The 16,112-nt window shown below is 71.4% G+C and carries 12 protein-coding genes and 1 pseudogene; 9 read left to right on the forward strand and 4 right to left on the reverse strand.

What is annotated here, in order from left to right:
- Positions 1 to 37: 37 nt before the first annotated feature.
- Entirely contained in the window at positions 38 to 247 is a 210-nt protein-coding gene (locus EBH09_RS35795; protein WP_121750918.1) for a hypothetical protein, read from the reverse strand.
- A 439-nt stretch (positions 248 to 686) separates the two neighbouring features.
- Between EBH09_RS35795 and EBH09_RS35800 the strand changes: the two genes are divergently transcribed.
- The 3 genes from EBH09_RS35800 to EBH09_RS35810 all read left to right on the forward strand — a co-directional run bounded on the left by EBH09_RS35800 (position 687) and on the right by EBH09_RS35810 (position 3,540).
- On the forward strand, positions 687 to 929 hold the full coding sequence (locus EBH09_RS35800) for a DUF5133 domain-containing protein (RefSeq protein ID WP_121750919.1): 243 nt from the start codon (positions 687 to 689) through the stop codon (positions 927 to 929).
- Between the two features lie 209 nt (positions 930 to 1,138).
- On the forward strand, positions 1,139 to 1,711 hold the full coding sequence (locus tag EBH09_RS35805) for a PadR family transcriptional regulator (protein ID WP_121750920.1): 573 nt from the start codon (positions 1,139 to 1,141) through the stop codon (positions 1,709 to 1,711).
- A 110-nt stretch (positions 1,712 to 1,821) separates the two neighbouring features.
- Entirely contained in the window at positions 1,822 to 3,540 is a 1,719-nt protein-coding gene (locus EBH09_RS35810) for an acyl-CoA dehydrogenase family protein (protein ID WP_121750921.1), read from the forward strand.
- An 85-nt stretch (positions 3,541 to 3,625) separates the two neighbouring features.
- Here the strand turns inward: EBH09_RS35810 and EBH09_RS35815 are convergent, their stop codons facing one another.
- Complete coding sequence (locus EBH09_RS35815) at positions 3,626 to 6,103, reverse strand: hypothetical protein (protein WP_121750922.1); 2,478 nt, start codon at positions 6,101 to 6,103, stop codon at positions 3,626 to 3,628.
- A 197-nt stretch (positions 6,104 to 6,300) separates the two neighbouring features.
- Between EBH09_RS35815 and EBH09_RS35820 the strand changes: the two genes are divergently transcribed.
- From EBH09_RS35820 to EBH09_RS35850, 6 genes are all read left to right on the forward strand, one after another.
- Positions 6,301 to 7,143 carry an endonuclease/exonuclease/phosphatase family protein gene (locus tag EBH09_RS35820; protein ID WP_238697543.1) on the forward strand — a complete coding sequence of 281 codons (843 nt, stop codon included), beginning with the start codon at positions 6,301 to 6,303 and terminating at the stop codon, positions 7,141 to 7,143.
- A gap of 632 nt (positions 7,144 to 7,775) precedes the next feature.
- Complete coding sequence (uppS, locus tag EBH09_RS35830; RefSeq protein ID WP_238697595.1) at positions 7,776 to 8,462, forward strand: polyprenyl diphosphate synthase; 687 nt, start codon at positions 7,776 to 7,778, stop codon at positions 8,460 to 8,462.
- A complete protein-coding gene (locus EBH09_RS35835) occupies positions 8,459 to 9,946 on the forward strand; it encodes an oxygenase MpaB family protein (RefSeq protein WP_121750925.1) in 1,488 nt (495 codons plus the stop codon). The genes uppS and EBH09_RS35835 overlap by 4 nt, the downstream gene beginning before the upstream one ends.
- A 207-nt stretch (positions 9,947 to 10,153) precedes the next feature.
- A complete protein-coding gene (locus EBH09_RS35840; RefSeq protein WP_121750926.1) occupies positions 10,154 to 11,689 on the forward strand; it encodes a fused MFS/spermidine synthase in 1,536 nt (511 codons plus the stop codon).
- 25 nt (positions 11,690 to 11,714) lie between these two features.
- Positions 11,715 to 12,143: a hypothetical protein gene (locus EBH09_RS35845; protein ID WP_121750927.1), complete on the forward strand. Its 429-nt coding sequence runs from the start codon at positions 11,715 to 11,717 to the stop codon at positions 12,141 to 12,143.
- Between the two features lie 141 nt (positions 12,144 to 12,284).
- Entirely contained in the window at positions 12,285 to 12,953 is a 669-nt protein-coding gene (locus EBH09_RS35850) for an N-acetyltransferase (protein ID WP_238697544.1), read from the forward strand.
- 367 nt (positions 12,954 to 13,320) lie between these two features.
- Here the strand turns inward: EBH09_RS35850 and EBH09_RS35855 are convergent, their stop codons facing one another.
- Complete coding sequence (locus EBH09_RS35855; RefSeq protein WP_121750928.1) at positions 13,321 to 14,970, reverse strand: TlrC/CarA/OleB/SrmB family ABC-F type ribosomal protection protein; 1,650 nt, start codon at positions 14,968 to 14,970, stop codon at positions 13,321 to 13,323.
- A gap of 312 nt (positions 14,971 to 15,282) precedes the next feature.
- Positions 15,283 to 16,112: pseudogene (locus EBH09_RS35860) on the reverse strand (transcriptional regulator); the annotation flags it as partial.

Here is a 16,112-nt window from a genome sequence, read left to right on the forward strand (position 1 = left end):
GCCGCCGCTGTCCGACGGGAGCTGCGGTGTGTGCGGCTCAGTAGATGTTGGCGTCGACCTCGTCAGCGCCGTCCCCGCGTGCCGCGTTGATCGGGGCGCGCAGCGGGATCTCGTCGTACACGCGGTACTCCCGCACGATCCGGCCGTTCTGGATCAGGAACTGGGAGACGCCCAGCACGGTCACCGGCTGCCCGGTCAGAGCGCCGAAGGTGGGCGTGCCCCGGTAGGTGCCATGCATGGTCCACATGACGGCGGGCAATCGTCGTGACGGACGTCCTCGGCCTGGCCGATACCCGTCGGGTCCGCGAGCACGGCACCGCGGGTCTCACCCCAGTCCGGGACACGTTCGCGAACGGCCGGCAGCCTTTGGAACTCCCCTGGAACTCCCCCTGTACGAGGGGCGGATCGACCCGGCGCGGTGGCGCAGCGGACTGTGAGCGGACCGTTGTCCGCCTGGGCGCCAGGCCTCCGCCTGCGGTCGTCGGACAGCCGGCACGGGCTGGAGCGTACGGGCGAGCGGAACGGCGGTGGGCGCTGCGGCGTAGACCTGTCGGAACGGGGCATTCGAAGTGCGGTTGACGCCGCCGGACCTGGACCGCGGCCGTCAGACGTGATGGAGACAGCCACTTCCTCGCGGTGCGGGCCGACCGTGCCGCGGGTGGGCTTGTGAGGGGAGAGGTATCACCATGATCCTTCCGGCGGAGAAGGAGCTGCGTGCGGTGCTGGCCCGGTTCGCTCAGGCGCGCATCGAGCACGATCTGTGCCCCACCGGCCACACCAGCAGGGTGCTCGAGGACACGACGTACACGCTGTGCGTGATGACCGGGGCCCGCACCGTCGATCAGGCACTGCTCACGGCAGACACCTTGCTCGCGCAGTACGCCGGCCGGACAAGCGTCTCCCGCGAGGACGAGACGCTGGCGGCGTAGGCCACGCCAGGCCTCCGGGGCCGACTTCCGCCGCGCGCGTCGTCACGCCCTCGGACATGGCCTCCCCGGTCAGGGCTGCGCGACGGAGCCGGAGCAGCAGCCCTGACCATGGAGAAAACGCGCGAATCCACGTGAAGGCGGAGTGAGCCGGATCTCATCGGAGCGCGACGACTTGTCTATGCAACAAGTTGCATAGAAAGATCCGGAACATGGCGCTCGAACACGCGATCCTCGTCTCGCTGCTGGAGAAGCCGGGCTCGGGGTACGAACTCGCGCGCCGGTTCGATCGATCCATCGGATACTTCTGGACCGCGACCCACCAGCAGATCTACCGCGTGCTGCGGCGCATGGACGGCGACGGCCTGCTGGAAGTCCGGGAAGTGGCGCAGCAGGGAAGGCCGGACAAGAAGGAGTACTCCGTCGCGGCGCCGGGGCGCGCGGCACTCACCGCATGGCTGCACGAGCCGGTCGAACCGGAAAGCATCCGGCACGAGCTCGCCGTCAAGATCCGGGGCGCGGCCTTCGACGAACCGTCCGCACTGATCTCCGAGGTCGAACGTCACCGCGAGGCACACGACGACCGGCTCCGGCACTACCTGGCCGGAGAGCGACGGGACTTCGGCGGCCCGGACGCTCCCCGGCCGCTCGACGTCGGCCAGGAGCTCCAGCACGCCGTCCTGCGCGGAGGCATCGCCTTCGAGCGGATGACCGTCGCATGGCTCGACGACGTCCTCGACACCCTCCGCAGGCTCCGCGCCGCGCGACCCGGCAGCCGAGACTGACTTCGAGCCCCGTCGGCGCCGGAACCTGCCTTTGACCCCTCGCGAACCCGCCCACGACCTGTCCGCATCCGCCCGTTTCCGTTCGACCCGATATCCGGAAGGCACCCCTCATGGCCGACCAGCTCCTGTTCAACCCGCGCACGTACGACCCGGCGCACTTCGACCCCGAGACCCGCAGGCTGCTGCGTGCCACGGTCGACTGGTTCGAGGCGCGCGGCAAGCGCAGGCTGATCGAGGACTACCGCTCACGAGTGTGGCTGGAGGACTTCCTCGCATTCGCCGCGAAGGAGGGCCTCTTCGCCACCTTCCTGACCCCGGCGGCGGACGGCGACGGTCCGGACCAGCGTTGGGACACCGCCCGAATCGCGGCCCTCAACGAGATCTTCGGGTTCTACGGCCTCGACTACTGGTACGCCTGGCAGGTCACCATCCTCGGCCTCGGCCCGGTCTGGCAGAGCGACAACGCCTCCGCCCGTGCCCGAGCGGCCGAACTCCTCGCCCGGGGCGAGGTGTTCGCGTTCGGCCTCTCCGAGAAGAGCCACGGCGCCGACATCTACTCCACGGACATGCTGCTGGAGCCCGACGGGCAGGGCGGCTTCCGGGCGACCGGTTCCAAGTACTACATCGGTAACGGCAACGCCGCCGGGCTCGTGTCGGTGTTCGGCCGCCGCACCGACGTCGAGGGGCCGGAGGGCTACGTCTTCTTCGCCGCCGACAGCCGTCATCCCGCCTACCACCTGGTCAAGAACGTCGTCGACTCCTCCAAGTACGTCAGCGAGTTCCGGCTTGAGGACTACCCGGTCGGCCGCGAGGACGTCCTGCACACCGGGCGAGCCGCCTTCGACGCCGCCCTGAACACCGTCAACGTCGGCAAGTTCAACCTGTGCACCGCCTCGATCGGCATCTGCGAGCACGCCATGTACGAGGCCGTCACGCACGCCCACACCCGCATCCTGTACGGCCGCCCCGTGACCGCCTTCCCGCACGTACGGCGGGAGCTGATCGACGCATACGTGCGCCTGGCCGGCATGAAGCTGTTCAGCGCCCGCGCCGTCGACTACTTCCGCTCCGCCGGCCCGGACGACCGCCGGTACCTGCTCTTCAACCCGATGACCAAGATGAAGGTCACCACCGAGGGCGAGAAGGTCATCGACCTGATGTGGGACGTCATCGCGGCCAAGGGATTCGAGAAGGACAACTACTTCGCCCAGGCCGCGATCGAGATCCGGGGCCTGCCGAAGCTCGAGGGCACGGTGCACGTCAACCTGGCGCTGATCCTGAAGTTCATGCGCAACCACCTGCTGGACCCGGTCGACCACCCGCGGGTGCCGACCCGTCTCGACGCCGCCGACGACACCTTCCTCTTCCGGCAGGGCCCGGCCCGCGGGCTCGGCTCGATCCGGTTCCACGACTGGCGCTCCGCCTTCGACACCTACGCCGGGGTGCCGAACGTGGCCCGGTTCCGGGAGCAGGCCGATGCCCTGTGCACGTTCGTCACCACCGCGGCACCCGACGAGCGGCAGAGCCGCGACCTGGATCTGCTGCTCGCCGTCGGCCAGCTGTTCGCCCTGGTCGTACACGGTCAGCTGATCCTGGAACAGGCCGAGCTGACCGACCTGGACGAGGACGTCCTCGACGAGCTGTTCTCCGTCCTCGTCCGTGACTTCTCGAACCATGCCGTCGAACTGCACGGCAAGGACTCGGCCACGGAGCTCCAGCAGAGCTGGGCTCTCGGCGCCGTCCGGCGGCCCGTCGTGGACGAGGCCCGGTCGGCCCGCGTCTGGGAGCGTGTCGAGGCGCTGTCCGGCGCCTACGAGATGGCCCCGTAGGAGGAGCCGGTCCCGGCATCGGCCAACGGTCCGGTGCCGGGGAGCCGCCGGCGCGTCCGCGGAGACGCCGACGGTCTCACGCGGCCTAGTGGAACCGCCCGAACGCCTCCCGTACGCGCTGTGCGTCGCGCAGGCGCTGCTCGTAGGTGGCACCGAGCGCGAGCAACACCAGACCGGCCAGTGCGGGAGGCGCCCACCGGGGGAGCAGGCCGACGACCTGGGCGACGTGCGGGGCGAGCTCGTGCAGTGCCACCAGGGCGAGCACGACCCCGCCGAGAACCAGCGGCGCTTTGAGCCGGTTGCCGGCTCCCACCAGGGTGGCCGCCAGCGCCGCGGTACCGAGCAGCAGGGGCCGGAGCCAGTGCGGGTCGCCCCACGCCGCAAAGAGGCTCGGCACCGCGGTGACGGCCAGGCCGGCACCGTACGCCGTCCAGGAGGAGAGGGCCGGGTCACGGCGGCGCCCGAGGAAACCGACGACGAGTGCGGGCACGGTCACCGGCAGCGTGTAGGCCTCCGGCGTGGTGACGTCCCAGGCCGCCCATCGCACCCACGTGGCCAGCAGGAAGAAAACGGCGGCCACATGGGCGACCGGCCGCCGCTCTCGTCGCAGCGCGGTCCCGGCCGCGATGACCCCGCCGAGCGAGAGCACCAGAGCCAGCATCGGCGGGTCGGTCGCGGCGAGAACGAGGGCGAGCAGCCCCGCTGCCGCGCCCGCCCCTTCGACCGGCGCAGTCGTGGACGAGCCGACCGGACGTGCCGCGACGAGGGCCGCGAGGGCGGGCACGACGAGAACCAGCAGCGCCGTGTGCTGCGGCTGCAAGCCGATGGACGCGCCGATCGCGCAGGCCAGGGCCGTGGCATGAACGAGAGCCGCGGGCGCCGCGAACGGACCGGTCCCCGGGCGCGGGCCCGCGGCGCCGAACAGCAGGGTCAACACCACGAGCACACCGATCGTCACCGCCTCGGACGCCAGGGAGACGAGAGCGAGGGCGACGGAGGTCACGAGGGCCAGGATCATGGCCGTGAGGGTCAGTGGCGACGCTCCGTCAGTCGCACGGCGGGCCCACTCCGCGCAGCCCAGCGCGCCCACGACCACGGCGCCCTGCGCCACCAGGCCCGCGCCGTAGGACAGTTCGAGCACGAGCGGAAGCACGAGCACCGCCGCCCACCCCAGGACGAGCGCTCCCACCGCGGCCGCGGGCCGCCGTCCCTCACCGCGCCGGGCCACCACCGCCAGCACGCCCGCGACGACGGTGAGCACGAGCGGTACGGTGGCCGCGTGCGGAGGCCAGGGCACGTCCGTGAACACGGCGGCTCGGATGTCCCGCGGCACACCGGACCAGGGCCGCCCCACACCGGCCACCGGACCGAGGAGCGTCCCGGCGACCACAGGCACCGCCCACACCACCGCGAGACCCTGGACGGTCAGCGAAGCGAGCACAAGCCCTCTGCGCGATGTCCGGGGGAGCGGCGTCCGGACGGCCGCCAGCAGGGCGACGCCGCAGACCAGGCACCCCGGCACAGTCCACGCTCCGGGCAGCGACACCCGAATCATCCCGCCCGCTCCGGCCGCCACGCACAGCCCCGCCGTCATCGCCGCGCCCACCGCGACGTCCGGCTTCGGGACGAACCGGGCCACCACCAGGGCGGTCGACGCGGCCAGGGCCAGCAGCGCGGCCGACCGCACGGCGGTGCCCGGGGCGGAAGCACTCCAGGTGAGCAGACTGGCCGAGACAACTCCCACGGCCCCCGTACCGAGCGAGCCGACGGCCGCGACGATCCGCACCGGCACCGATCCCGTCCGCAGTGCGACGGCGGCTCCGGCCGCCGCGGTCACCAGCAGCACGGCCGTGAGCGTGGGCGGCCCCGCGCCGGCGGCGAGTGCCCACAGGAGCAGGGGAAGGTGCGCGGTCGCCGTGGCCAGGGGGAGAGGAAGACGGAGCATGAGCCGTGCCGCCTTCTGTTCCGTGCCCTCCTCACCCGGGGCGTCCGTCGCGGGCTTCGAGCCCGATCCCAGGCCGTATGCGGCCCATGCTCCCGCCAGGACGGCCGACGCGGCGGCCGTGTACGTGAGAACGTCCGTGCCGGTGAACGCCACCTGGTACAGCGCGTAGGCGTCGAGCACGGTGAGGGCGAGCCCCAGACCGGCGACAGCCTCGGCCGTCGACGTCAGTCCTCGGCGCAGGAGCGCCACCGGCGCGCCCAGGGTCCCCACGGTCACGGCCCCGAGCACCAGCGAACGTCCGGCGATCCCCATATGTCCCCAGCCGACCAAGGTGAACGCGACCCCGGCGACCGTCAGCAGGACTCCGCCGAGGACGAGGAGCAGGTTCTGCACGCCGGGGGCGGTGGCCTCCGGCCGGTGGGCGAAGCCGGAGCCCCGGCCCGGCCACACCGGCGGCACGGCACCGCCGTCCTGGCCGCCACGGGACGCGGCTGCCGACCGCAACGTGTGGATCAGCCACGCGCGTCGCTGCAGCAGGACGGCCCGGCGGGCGTCGAGGTGCCACAACTCGGCGTCGAGGAGCCGCAGCTCCTCGGCCGGGGGCGGAAGGTTCGTCATGTCTCGGAGTGTGCTCCCCGTCACCCCGCCGGGCATGAGCGCGCGTACTCACTTCCTACTCAGGTACTGCCCGCGTCACGGAACACCGGCCGCACCGGCGGCAACCCGTGCCCCGGCCCGGGGCGCGGAGGACTTGTCCCATAACCTCGTGCGTGAAGACATCGAACGCTCCGCGCGTCGACACGGAGGAGGCGACGGTGCTCGCAAGTCGCACACGGTTGCTCGTGGGTGCCCTGGCCGTCCTCTGCGTGATCCTCATCGGCTCCAGCGCCCCCGACGGCCCCCACTTTGGCCGGGCGGCCCCCGTGGACCCGGTCCGGGACGTCGTGCCGAACCGGGTCATGACCTGGAACCTGTGCAACCCCTGCGAAGCGGGCAACGTCCACCGGGCAGCGGAGATAGCCGTCTTCGCGCCCCAGGTCATCGGCGTACAGGAAGCATGCGTCCGCGATGTCGAGGCCATCCGGGAATACCTGCGGAACCGCCACGGGCTCGTCTACCGCGTCGAGTACGGAATGGTCCTGCACAAACGCAGCCGCTGCGGCGGAACGCCGTGGAACCCGGGAGAGTTCGGCCAGGCGATCCTCTCCGCGGCGCCAATGACCGACCACGTCAGCGTGGAATACCCCGAGGGCGGCTCCGAGGACCGCGGCTACATGGCGGTCACCACCACGGTGGGCGGCCGGAACGTCAGGGTCTTCAACACGCACCTCGCCCAACGCCGGCAGGAGTCCTTCCGGGCGGGGCAGACCCGCGTACTCGCCACCGAAGTCGCCCGGCACGAGCGTGCCGTCGTCCTCGGCGACTTCAACGCGGTGCCGGACGCTTCCGAACTCACGCGCATCTGGGCACTGGCCGCCGACGCGGACCCCCAGTGCCGTCCGACGCGCACCGCCGCCGGTGCCTGCCGGGCGACCACCGACTGGCAGAGCAAGTTCGACTACGTCTTCCTGCGCGGCATCACCCCCGCCGAACACCGCGTGCACCCCTCCCGGTACTCCGACCACCACCGGATGTACGCCGACCTGGACCTCTCATAGCGCCATGCAGGTCGTCGGCCGGCCCTTCGGGGCCGTCACCGGCGCCGAGGGTGAGGTCACTTCGGTACGCGCGGGGATCGCGTCCAGCCGGCCACCATCGTTCCTGTCCAGGGCGCCTTCGCGGACTCCTCCAGCCGGGACGGTGTCGTTGAGGCACGCCAGTCGCACGACTGCACAGTCGTGGCGGCCGCCAACCCCCTGCGCGGGCTGTCCAACGACGCCGACCACGTCCGGCAGCTCGTGGCGTCCATCGAGGGCCCGGTGGACGAGGCGCGGTACCCACACGCCCTGTGCGGCCTCCAGCAGGTCAAGGTTTCGGCGGAGACGGCCGGCCGGGGTGGGGGAGGGGACTCGGACGTACGAGCCAAGGGTGACAGTGCCCCGTACCAGCAGGCCGGCGCCTCTCCTTCCTGCCACAATTCCGGCAGGAAACACGCCGGTGAGGGCGGGGGACGAGGCGGGACAGGCGTGAGCGAGCACGGCACTACCGGTCGCGTCACTGCGGGGGAGCGGGGCCGGGCATGACGGAGTACGACGTTCCGGGCGGACGCTCGGCGACGGAGGGCCTGCCGGGCCGGGAACGGCGGAGCGACGGAGCGGCGCGCGCGGTGCCCCGACACGTGGCGTGCGTGATGGACGGCAACGGGCGGTGGGCGCAGCGGCGTTCACTGCCGCGCACGGCGGGGCACCAGGCTGCCGAGGCCACCGTCATCGACATCATCGAGGCGGCCCGGTCCGCCGGTGTCGAGTGGCTCAGCCTTTACGCCTTCTCCACCGAGAACTGGAACCGGCCCGGTGCCGAGGTCGACTACCTGATGCGTCTGGTTCGCCGGGTGGTGCGCAAGCACGCGCCGCTGTTGCTGGCCCGCGGAATCCGCTGCCGTTTCACTGGGGCCGCGGACCCGCGCATCCCTCACGGACTGGCCAGGGACTTCGACGACCTCGCGATGCTGACCGGCGACAACCGGGGGATGACGCTGACCGTGGCCTTCGACCACGGCGGACGCCGGGACATCGTAGAGGCCACTCGAGCGCTGATCCTCAGCGGGACGCCGGCGGACGAGGTGACCGAGCGGCTGTTCGCGGAGTACCTGCCGTTTCCCGACACCCCGGACGTGGACCTCGTCATCCGTACCTCCGGTGAGCAGCGAATCTCCAACTTCATGCTCTGGAAGGTCGCCTACTCCGAGTGGGTCTTCCCCGAAGTGCTCTGGCCGGACTTTCGAGCCTCCGACTTCCTCGCGTGCCTGCACGCCTATCAGCGTCGCGCCCGCCGCTTCGGCGGCCTGCCGTCCCAGACGAACGGAGATCCACGATGACGACCGGAACGACCGGTCCTGCCGGTACCGGCACCCCGCGGCCGGCCGGCGTGCCGCCCTTGTTCGGACCCGACTCGCAGTTCCACGCCTTCTTCGACGATCCGCGCTGGGCGCTCGCCATGATCCGCGCGACCGTGCTCGAGGCCGCCCATCCGCAGATCGGCGCCGCCCTGGTCGACAACTCGACCTTCCTCGCTCACCCATGGCGCCGGCTCCGCAACACCTTCCTCAGCATGCGGCGCATGTTCGGTGACGACCCCGCGGCACGGGAGCGGGAGGCCGCCCGGCTCAACCGGCTGCACGCCCGCATGAGCGGATCCGACGCCCGCGGCCGGTCCTACGACGCGATGGACCGCGCGGCTCGGGCCTGGGTGGTCGCCACGCTCTTCGAGAGCGCCGTCACCATGTGCCGGTTCAGCGGCCAGCCGCTCGACCAGGACACCATGGAGCAGATGTACGCCGAGTACCGTGCGTTCCTGGCCGCTCTCGACGGCGACTCCAGCGAACTCCCCGACGAACTCGACGACTTCTGGCGGTACTTCGACCGGATCGTCGAAACCCGGCTGGAGAACACCGAAGCCGCCCGCGTCATCCTCTACCGCCTCTTCGACCACCTGCCCGCCCCGGCGCTGCTCGACGGCGCGCCGACGCTGTGGGCGGCCGGCCGGGCCGTCGTCGGTCCCGTCCTCGGTGCGATCACCGTTGCCTCGCTCCCCGAGCCGTACCGGCGCCGGGCCGGCCTGCCGGAGATGCCCGGTGCCCAGACCCTCATGCAGGGCGCCTACCTCGCCGCCGGACTGGCCCGATTCCTGCCCGACGGGTGGCTCAACGCCGGAAGCGTCATCGAACTCCTCTCCCTGTCACCCGGAAGCGACGACCCCCGAGCCCGGACCGTGGCCGCCCTGCGCGGCCGCATGAAGCGGGCGTCGGCCCTGCTCCGCCTCCTCACCCCGCTGGGCGACGACCTTGCTCCGGATCCGGCCCCCGCGGCGGGCGCGGGCGAGGACCGGCGCTCGGCGGAAGAATTCTTCCACCAGGTGCTGGACCAGACCGGCGACGGCCACCTCGACTGGCCCGACCTCGCCGCCATGGCCCGTGAACTCTCCACCCGACTCGACTTGGACGAGCCCGAGGAGACTCGGCTGTACGACGCCTTCGCCGCCTGGTGGCGCGAACTTCAGACCGCCCTCGACACGGACGGTGACGGCCGGGTGAGCGCGCAGGAGTACGCCGCGGCCGTGCCCTCCCTCGCGGGAGCCGCGCTCATCCGCGTCGCCGAGGTCCTCTTCGACGCCACCGACAAGGACGGCAGCGGAACCATCGACGCGGAGGAGCACCGGAATCTCTTCCGCACCGCCTTCCACCGCGACCTCGCCACCACGGGTGGTGCCTACGGCCGGAGCGCCTTCGTGAGCGACTTCCTCTCGTTCATGTCCGCCCGCCGCACCAGCACCCCGTACGACCCCCTCCTCGCGGACGCCTAGGGCGCGTATCGCCCGCAGGCGCCGCGGCCGCTTCGGGGCGACGTCGCCAGAACGGACGGCGCTCACACCGAAGCGAACGCGGTGACCAGTCGGCCAGTCCCGGGCCCGGGCGCTCACGACCGACAACGACGCTTTGCAGCGGAGTGCGGAATGACGGCCTTTCCTCAACTCCTGCCCGTGTTGGCGCCGCATGCCAGGATGTCGCCCATGACCGGATCGTCTTCCGCGCCTCTCGCCGAGGGCACGCCTGACAGCGGCGGCCTGGGTTCCCGTGCGGCTGCCGCGCTCGTCTTCGGGTCCTCCGCCGCGGTCCTGGTGGTCGAGATCGTAGCTCTGCGGCTGCTGGCTCCCTATCTCGGCCTCACCCTCGAGACCAGCACCATGGTGATCGGCATCGCCCTCACCGCGATCGCTCTCGGCTCCTGGCTGGGCGGGCGCGTAGCCGACCAGGTCGATCCACGCCGGCTTCTGGGCCCCTCGCTCGGGGTGTCGGGAGCGGTCGTCGCGCTGACCCCTGCCGTGCTCCGCACCACCGCGGAGTGGGCACCGGCGATGCTCCTGTTGATCGCGGCGCTGACCGTCCTCCTGCCGGGCGCGCTGCTCTCCGCGGTGACGCCCGTGGTGACCAAACTGCGTCTCACCACCATTGCCGAGACCGGAACGGTTGTCGGACGGCTGTCCGGCGTCGGTACCGTCGGCGCCATCTTCGGCACTGTCCTCACCGGCTTCGTCCTTATTTCGCGATGGCCCGTCAGCGGCATCCTCGTCGGCCTCGGAGTACTGCTGGTGGTCGGCTCGGCACTGGTCGAGTGGCGCGTGCGCGGGTGGACCAGCGCCCCTGCCCTCATACTCGTGGTCGTAGCCGGCGGCCTCGCCGGCAGTGTGGCGCCCGGTGCCTGCGACACGGAGACCAGGTACCACTGCGCACGGGTCGTCGCGGATCCCGACCGGGCCGGCGGCCGCACACTCGTCCTGGACGGTTTGAGGCACTCGTACGTCGACATCGACGACCCGACCTTCCTCAAGTTCGAGTACGTGCGCGCCATCGCCTCGGTGGTCGACAGCGCCTACCCCGGAGGAGAGTCACTCACCGCTCACCATCTGGGCGGCGGCGGGCTCACCTTGCCGCGCTACCTCGCGGCGACGCGTTCCGGGACGCACAGCGTTGTGTCCGAGATCGACAGCGGGGTCGCGCGCATCAACCATGACCAACTCGGTCTGACGCCGCAGGCCGGAATCGACGTACGCACGGAGGACGGCAGGCTCGGCCTGCGACGACTGGCCACGAACAGTCGTGACCTCGTCGTCGGCGACGCCTTCGGGGGTGTCAGCGTCCCATGGCACCTCACCACGGTGGAGGCGATGACCGACGTGCGCAGGGTGCTCGACGAGGACGGCCTGTACGTCGCCAACCTCATCGATCATGGCGCTCTTGAGTTCGCACGTGCCGAAGTGGCCACCCTGGCCGAGACCTTCGACCATGTCGTCCTCATCGGTGAACCCGGCGACATCGGCCTCAGCCGGACAACCACCCCCAAGGGCGGCAACCTGGTGGTGCTCGCCTCCGACCGGCAGGTCGACCTCCGCGCGACCCAGGAAGCGCTTGATACCCGGGGAACCGGCTGGAGGATCTCCTCCGGAGACGACCTCTCCTCCTGGATCGGCGACGCCCAGGTGCTCACCGACGACTACGCACCCGTCGACCAGCTCCTCCAGCCCTACGGCCCACCGAACAGTCAATGACCGAACGTCCGTCTATGTTGTGCGCATGGCCACATTCAAGGACTTCAATTTCAAGCTCATCGTCGTCGAGCAGCTGATGTTCATCGATGAGACCCTCACGCCTCGGTTCCGCCTCGCCGACCTCCTGAAGGAGAAGGGGCTCGGCGACTCCCCTTGGGAGTACGCCGAGCAGCACGGCCTCGCCTACCAGATCGTGCCCGAGGCACGCGGCTACTTCGAGTCACTGGAGATCAGCGACGAACTCCTGGCCGGCGTCGAGGAGCTGTGCATGGACGGCGGTAACCAGGTGTACCAGGAGTGCGCCCCGGTGTGGGACGGCGAGGACGACCTGTTCGACGTGACCACCCTCGACGACCTCGTACTGCTTCCCAATCTCCGGCGTGTGCTCGGCTCCGAGTTCCTGGGCCCGGAGTTGCTGAACGTCCTCAGCGCCCGCGGCATAGTCGCCGACTAGCGTGTGAACGAGCGGCCTCGACGACCGGCCTTCCGGCGCGGGCGCGGGCGCGGCGCGAGAGGTATGTGGGCGAGTGGATCCCGGAGCCGTTGCCCGATCGCGCGGAGCACCCTTCCAACTGGTAAGTACGTTCCTGGAAGGGTGTCCTGGCTCACGAGCTGGTGCGTAATTGCCTCGCGCTGGGCCGCCATGCGATCTACCCTCGCGGCCATGACGTCACACGATGAGCCTGCGGGCTCCCGGATCGCTCCCGCCGGTACCGGGCTGGTGATCCGGCGGGAAACCGCCGACGATCACCGAGAGGTGCGCGAGGTTCACACGCGGGCCTTCGGGGACAGCGATCGCGTTCCCGGGCTCGTGGAGGCACTTCGCGTCGCGGAGGCCGCATTGGCGCCGATGTCCTTCGTCGCTGTCGCCGACGACCGGGTCGTCGGGCATGTCCTGCTGAGCGCGACGCGGTTGGACGCTCCGCGCCGCATCGTGGACGTCCTGTCGCTGTCACCGCTGGGGGTGGTCCCGGAGTTCCAGCGCCAGGGCATCGGTACGCAGCTCATCGCCCACGCCCTCGAGGCGGCCGACGGCCAGGGTGTGCCGTTGGTGTTCCTGGAGGGTTCGCCGCACTACTACGGTACGCGCGGTTTCGAGGGCGCCGGCGCGGTGGGCTTCCGTTCGCCGTCGCTGCGTATCCCTGAACCGGCGTTTCAGGTCGCCCGGTTGTCCGCTCACGAGCCGTGGATGACGGGCACCTTCGTCTACTCGGAGGCGTTCTGGGCCTTCGACTGCGTCGGCCTGCGCGACCCCGAGCACTGAGGGACTGCGCTTTTGGGCCGCCCGGGCGGCACCGGAAGCAGCGACGACGTGGCCCCCCGCCTCCGGATCCCGCCACCACGACCTCTCGCTCCGCGCCCCCGTCCTCGACGGCGACGTCCTGCCCACCGGTCCTCCTACCGGCATCGCGTCGCCCGGTGCGGCCCGGGACACGGACCTGCCCGTCTGCCACACCACGCAGGAGTAGCGGTTGTTCGACGCCGTCGGCGGCGTGAAGGTCACCACAGACGGTCAACTCGCGTGTTGCACAGTGGGCTTCGGCCCTTTCCGGCGGTTCGGTGGCCGGCTGCCGCGCCGATGCCCCATGCTCCGGTGTCCGTGCACCGGGGCAGGCAGGCCCGGCCGACCGTCACCCCACTCGGGCACCCGCTCTCCCCGGCAGTTCCAGATGCTCGCCCTGGAACCGCCTCCGCAGCGCACGATCGTGCGTGACCAGCACAATCGCCCCCGGGAACCCGGTCAGCGCCTCTTCCACTTCCTCGACCAGCGCCGGTGACAGGTGATTCGTCGGCTCATCGAGCAGCAGGAGGTCGGTGGGTTCCGAGACCAGTCGGGCCAGGTCCACGCGGCGGCGCTGGCCGTACGACAGCTCGCTCATGCGCAGCCGCAGTTCGGCGGGGCGGAAGAGGCCGAGGGCAAGCAGAGCGTCGGCCTGCTCGTCGGCGTTACCCGCGCGGCCCAGCCCGAACGCCTCGACCACCGTCAAGTCCGGCGGCCACGGCGTCTCGTCCTGGCGCAGATGGCCCACCCGGCCCGGCACGCGCACTGAGCCCTCGTCCGGCCGCAGCTCACCGGCGAGCAGCTTCAGCAGCGTCGTCTTGCCGGCACCGTTGGGGCCGGTGACGAGGAGCCGGCCCTGGCGGCCGAGGGCGAGGGAGCCCAGCTGGAGGCGGCCACCGACGTGTACGTCCGACAGCCGTACGGCGAGCAGCTCCGCGGAAGCGGCCTCGGTGCCTTCCACGACGGGCGCAGTCCTCGCCATGCGCGCCGTGAAGGCCAGCGGCTCCGGCGGCGGTGCCACCGGGTTCGCGGTCAGCCGCTCGACCCGCTCGTGGGCGTTGCGGACCCGGGCCATCGCACCGTGCGCCCGGCCGCGGGCGCGGAAGCCGCCGTGGCCGAAGTTGGCCAACGACGCCTTGCGCGGGATGGCGTCGAGCCGGGCAGCGTGGCCGACGGCCAGCCGCTCGTTGCGGGCCAGTTCGGACCGCCACTCCTCGTACTCCTGGAGCCGGCGGCGCCGTTCCGCCGCCTTCGCCGTGCGGTAGCCGGTGTAACCGTCGCCGTAACGGGTGACCTGTCCCGCCTCGGCCTCCAGGACCGTGGCCGTCAGACGCTCCAGGAAGACGCGGTCATGGGTGACCGCGAGCACCGTGCCGCGGTGTGCCCGCAACTGCGCCTCCAGCCACTCCACGGCCTGATCGTCCAGATCGTTCGTCGGCTCGTCCAGCAGCAGCAACTCCGGTCGGCCGGCGAGGACGCCGGCCAGGGCGAGACGCGAGCGCTCGCCGCCGGAGAGGGTGCCCAGCCGGCGCTCGCGGCGCAGAGCCGGCAGGCCGAGGTGGTGCAGCGCGACGTCCACCCGGTGGTCGGCGTCGTAGCCGTCCCGGGCTTCATAACGCCCGAGGAGAACTCCGTACTCGGCAAGTGCCGCCGGGTCCTCGCCGTCACCGAGTGTCTGCTCGGCCCGGCGCAGGTCCGCCTCCAGGGCGCGCAGGTCCGCGAGTGCCAGGTCGACGGCGTCCTGGACGGTGGCGGTCGGGGGCAGGGGGACGGTCTGCGGCAGGTAGCCGACGCCTCCGGCGGCGGTCACGGTCACCTCGCCGCTGTCCGGGCGCTCCTGACCTGCGACGAGTCTGAGGAGGGTGGACTTGCCGGCGCCGTTGTCACCGATCAGACCGGCCTTCTCGCCCGGTCTCAGCGTGAAGGAAACCTGGTCCAGGACGGTGCGGCCGGGGTAGCGCTTGGTGACGTGGCGAAGGGTGAGTTGTGAGGTGTGCATGATTGGGTTCCTCCTGGCCGCGCGGGCTTCGGCCCGGGCCGGTTCGGGGTGGATGACTGCACGGCTGTGTGCGGCGACGGCGGAGCACTGCTCTACGCGGTCGTCATCGTTGATCTCACAGGGAACCCATGCGCAGGACGGTACGCCACGACGAGCCGATAGGCAAGACGATACGTCTCGACTTGTTGGGACCTGGTGGCCGCGGCGTCTGGTGCATCCCCGTACCCGAAGGGGCCCTCGGTGCGCAGTGCCTGCGGCCCGCCACGAGCTACGAGCCGGCCTCCCCCTCGGGCCGCTCCCACCCGCGTGCAGCTATGCCGCGTCCGAGCCGTCGGGTGTCCACTGGTGTTCCAGGGTGTCGTACGTGTACTGGGGGAGGTTCTCGATGGCGCTGGTGCGAAAGGGGCGGCCGTCGTCGTCGACGCGCACGGTGCCCTTGCGGCCTTGGGAGGACCAGTCCAGCTCCAGGTACCAACGGCAGTCGCACGAACTGGTGCCGGCCGTGACCAGCAGCACCTCGGGGTCCTTCGCCGAGACGCGGTAGGGCATGCGCACGGCCGGGATCGGCGTGCCGGTGTCGTTCCCGGCGACCGCGCGGGCGATGGGACGGTCCTTGTCGAGGTCCACGGCGAAGTACCGGGGAGTGACCGAACCGCCGCAGCCCTGGTCCATGGCGTAGGCGTTGCCCTCGGCCGGCGCCGTACGGCCGACCACGCGCACCCGCAGCGCCTCCAGCACGACCGCCGTGTCGCTGCGCCCCTGTACCGACAGCTGCACGAGCGTCTCCCCGCCGTGCACCGCGCTCTGCGTCGCCGCCCAGGGCGCCGCGTCCTGCGGGGCAGGGGGAGGGGGGACCTGGCTCGGCGGCCTGGCGATGACGTAGTCGTGACCGCAACCGAGTTCCCATGCCTGCGAGTTGACCGACCAGGTGAGCGGCAGCCCGGCGGGTTGCTCGCCGCGGGGCGGGGCGGATGTCACGCCGGGCGGTCGCGAGGTGCCCGGCTTCTGCTTCGGGGTGGCGGAGCCTGAAGGCCGCTCATAGGCGGGTGTGCCGCTCGGGCTGGGTGAGGCGCCGCTCGGCTCAGGCGCCCTGGCCTCCGCCGTGCCGGACGCCGCCGGACCGGCGGCCCGGGCGGGAGCGT

It is taken from the genome of Streptomyces sp. E2N166, assembly GCF_003671715.1.
Classification (GTDB): domain Bacteria; phylum Actinomycetota; class Actinomycetes; order Streptomycetales; family Streptomycetaceae; genus Streptomyces; species Streptomyces thinghirensis.